The sequence below is a fragment of the Chamaesiphon sp. OTE_8_metabat_110 genome (genome assembly GCF_031382685.1).
Taxonomy (GTDB): domain Bacteria; phylum Cyanobacteriota; class Cyanobacteriia; order Cyanobacteriales; family Chamaesiphonaceae; genus Chamaesiphon.
The window spans coordinates 1-2,997 of the sequence record NZ_JANMZA010000218.1 but is presented as its reverse complement, the minus strand read 5'-3'; the positions used below and the strand labels follow the sequence as shown (position 1 = coordinate 2,997).

3 protein-coding genes are annotated in these 2,997 nt (G+C 45.4%); 2 read left to right on the top strand and 1 reads right to left on the bottom strand.

Going from position 1 to position 2,997, the window contains the following annotated elements:
* A partial coding sequence (locus RMO52_RS08110) for a PPK2 family polyphosphate kinase (RefSeq protein ID WP_310412756.1) occupies nucleotides 1-660 on the bottom strand: 660 nt, incomplete at its 3' end.
* A gap of 349 nt (nucleotides 661-1,009) precedes the next feature.
* Between RMO52_RS08110 and RMO52_RS08105 the strand changes: the two genes are divergently transcribed.
* Entirely contained in the window at nucleotides 1,010-2,164 is a 1,155-nt protein-coding gene (locus RMO52_RS08105; RefSeq protein ID WP_310412753.1) for an NAD-dependent epimerase/dehydratase family protein, read from the top strand.
* A 246-nt stretch (nucleotides 2,165-2,410) separates the two neighbouring features.
* Nucleotides 2,411-2,833: a photosystem II complex extrinsic protein PsbU gene (gene psbU / locus RMO52_RS08100; RefSeq protein WP_310412750.1), complete on the top strand. Its 423-nt coding sequence runs from the start codon at nucleotides 2,411-2,413 to the stop codon at nucleotides 2,831-2,833.
* Nucleotides 2,834-2,997 lie beyond the last annotated feature (164 nt).

Sequence of the window (2,997 nt, the reverse complement as noted above, 5' to 3'; positions counted from 1 at the left end):
AGCTGCTTGATAATCATCCCAGCGATCGCGTCCTTTGATGTCGTCGGCACTAAATTTCCAGTGTTTTTGGGGTTCTTGAATACGCTCTAGAAATCTTTTTTTCTGCTCGGCTTTGGAGACATGTAGAAAAAACTTGATGATGACCACACCATTATTAGTTAAATACCGTTCAAAGTCATTGATTTCTTGAAATCTTTGTTGCCAAATCTTCTTGAGATCTAGCTGTGGTAAATTCTGTTTGTGCAATAGTTCGGGATGAATGCGGACGATGAGAGTTTCCTCATAATACGATCGATTAAAGATGCCAATGCGTCCGCGTTCGGGCATACATCGATGAGTGCGCCACAAGTAATCATGGTCTAATTCTTCTTGTGAAGGAGCCTTAAAACTATATACTTGACAACCCTGGGGATTAATCCCCGACATCACATGCTTAATCGTACTATCTTTGCCAGCGGCATCCATCGCCTGGAAAATAATTAATACCGCAAATTTATTTTGAGCATAAAGGATATTTTGATACTCAGCTAATTCGACAATATTCGCTGCCAATTTGGTTTGAGCGGACTCTTTATTATGAAAATCACCCGTGTCGCCAGGATCGTAATTTTGAAGATCGATCTTCTTTCCTGGTGAGGCGATCGTATTTTTTTCGTACATAATTAGATTTTGTGTGGATTGCGATTAGCCCAATTTATCTCGATCGAATCTAGCTAATTAACTCTGGTAGTGTCCTCCAGACTGAGCGTGCTAGCTCGACTCGATTCTCTTGCAGAGAGGCTACGCCAACGAGTCGAGCAGATTTGGCAAACTGTGATGTTATTTACTATCCTAACGAACTAACTACCAGCAGAAAACATATGCACCACATCATATTATTGTCAACTCCCAACTGACAGAACTAGCTCAAAACCTTAATTTTTGGCGATCGCGGTTTACTTGTCTGCCCTTGTCCTGATACATTGGGCGAATACTCGCTCATAAAATTAATAACTCTACTTTTGTATTTATGAAAGTCCTGGTGATTGGCGGTGATGGTTATTGTGGTTGGGCAACTGCGCTGTATCTGTCCAGCCGGGGGTATGATGTCGGGATTTTGGATAGTTTGGTCAGGCGACATTGGGATTTAGAATTAGGCGTGGAGACACTTACACCGATCTCTACGATCCATCAGCGGATTGGGCGCTGGCAAGAATTGACGGGTAAAACGATCGAGTTATTTATTGGTGATATCAATAATTATGATTTCTTGCAAAAGTCCTTGCAGAAATTTCAGCCGGGAGCGGTAGTCCATTTTGGCGAACAGCGTTCGGCTCCCTTTTCGATGATCGACAGGGAACATGCGGTGCTGACGCAGGTAAATAACGTAGTCGGCAATCTCAACCTGTTATATGCCTTGCGGGATGATTTCCCCGATTGTCATCTGGTGAAATTAGGGACGATGGGCGAATATGGGACGCCGAATATCGATATTGAAGAAGGATATATCACGATCGAGCATAACGGGCGCACCGATACCTTACCCTATCCCAAGCAGCCGGGAAGTTTTTACCACCTGAGCAAGGTTCACGACAGTCACAATATCCAGTTTGCCTGTAAAGTCTGGGGTTTGCGCGCAACGGATCTCAATCAAGGCGTGGTATATGGCGTGCTGACGGAAGAGACGGGAATGGACGAGCTGCTGATCAACCGACTCGACTATGATGGCATCTATGGTACGGCGCTCAATCGCTTCTGCATTCAAGCGGCGATCGGACATGCGCTGACGGTGTATGGTAAAGGCGGACAAACTCGCGCCTTCCTAGATATCCGCGATACCGTTAGATGCGTCGAACTCGCGATCCTCACTCCCGCCAAACCAGGCGAATTTCGCGTTTTCAACCAGTTTACCGAGCTATTTAGCATCAATGACCTAGCGCTGAAAGTCAAGCAAGCCGGGATTACGCTGGGATTGGATGTCAATATCGACACGATCGACAATCCCCGGATCGAAGCCGAGTCTCACTACTTTAACCCCAAAAATACCAATCTCCTCAATCTTGGACTCCAACCACATTTCCTGTCCGATTCACTCCTAGACTCCCTCCTCAATTTTGCCGTCAAATACCAACATCGCGTCGATCGATCGCAGATCTTGCCGAAGGTGAGTTGGAAGAGGGAATAGGGGATAGTGGATAGTGGATAGTGGAGGGTTAAATCTAGAGGTTTCAGGGTAAAGGAGAAAAGGATGCTTGCTACTTTTTCTCACGATCCACGATCCACTCCCTACCCTATGTACTCTCTAGGTATGTTAGGAACTGTAGTCTATTCACTATTCACTGTCCACTATCCACTATCCACTCCCATCCAGATCCCCGATTAAGGTAAAATGATGGAGAATTAAGATGCTGTGTTAGGAAAAATAAATTTTATGAAACGGTTTGCCCGTCTGCTCGTTGCCTTGAGTCTGTGCTTGACTTGTTTAGTTGGGATCGTGCCCCAAGCAATGGCAGCTAGTTGGAATAGCTCCCTGGTTTTGGCTGCTGAAACAGCAACTGGCGAAGTCATTGTCAATAGTGCCGATAGTAAACTAGGCACAGAATTTGGTAAGAAAATCGACCTTAATAATACGAACGTGCGATCGTTTCGTAAGTATCCCGGTCTCTACCCTAGCATCGCTCGTAAAGTAGTGGACAATGCTCCCTACAAAACGGTCGAAGACGTGTTGAATATTCCTGGCTTAAGCGAAAAGCAAAAAGAAATGCTCAATGCTAACCTCGACAAGTTTACCCTCACTTCTACCGATGATACCTTTAACGAAGGTGGCGATCGCTACAACAATGGTTATTACTAACTAATTGCTAATCGATCGGATTCCGCCTACGTTCATCCCCCACCCGGATTTAGGGTGGGATTTTTTTATAGTAGAGGGTAGAGGGTAGAGGGTAGAGGGTAGGCTTTGGGCTTTAGGCTTTAGGCTTTAGGGAATAAAATCCCCTCCTTGGAGGGGTGCCCGAC

Bases quoted from the DNA above. Each gene is read 5' to 3' on its own strand.
- psbU (WP_310412750.1), top strand. From the start codon at position 2,411: ATGAAACGGTTTGCCCGTCTGCTCGTTGCCTTGAGTCTGTGCTTGACT.
- RMO52_RS08105 (WP_310412753.1), top strand. From the start codon at position 1,010: ATGAAAGTCCTGGTGATTGGCGGTGATGGTTATTGTGGTTGGGCAACT.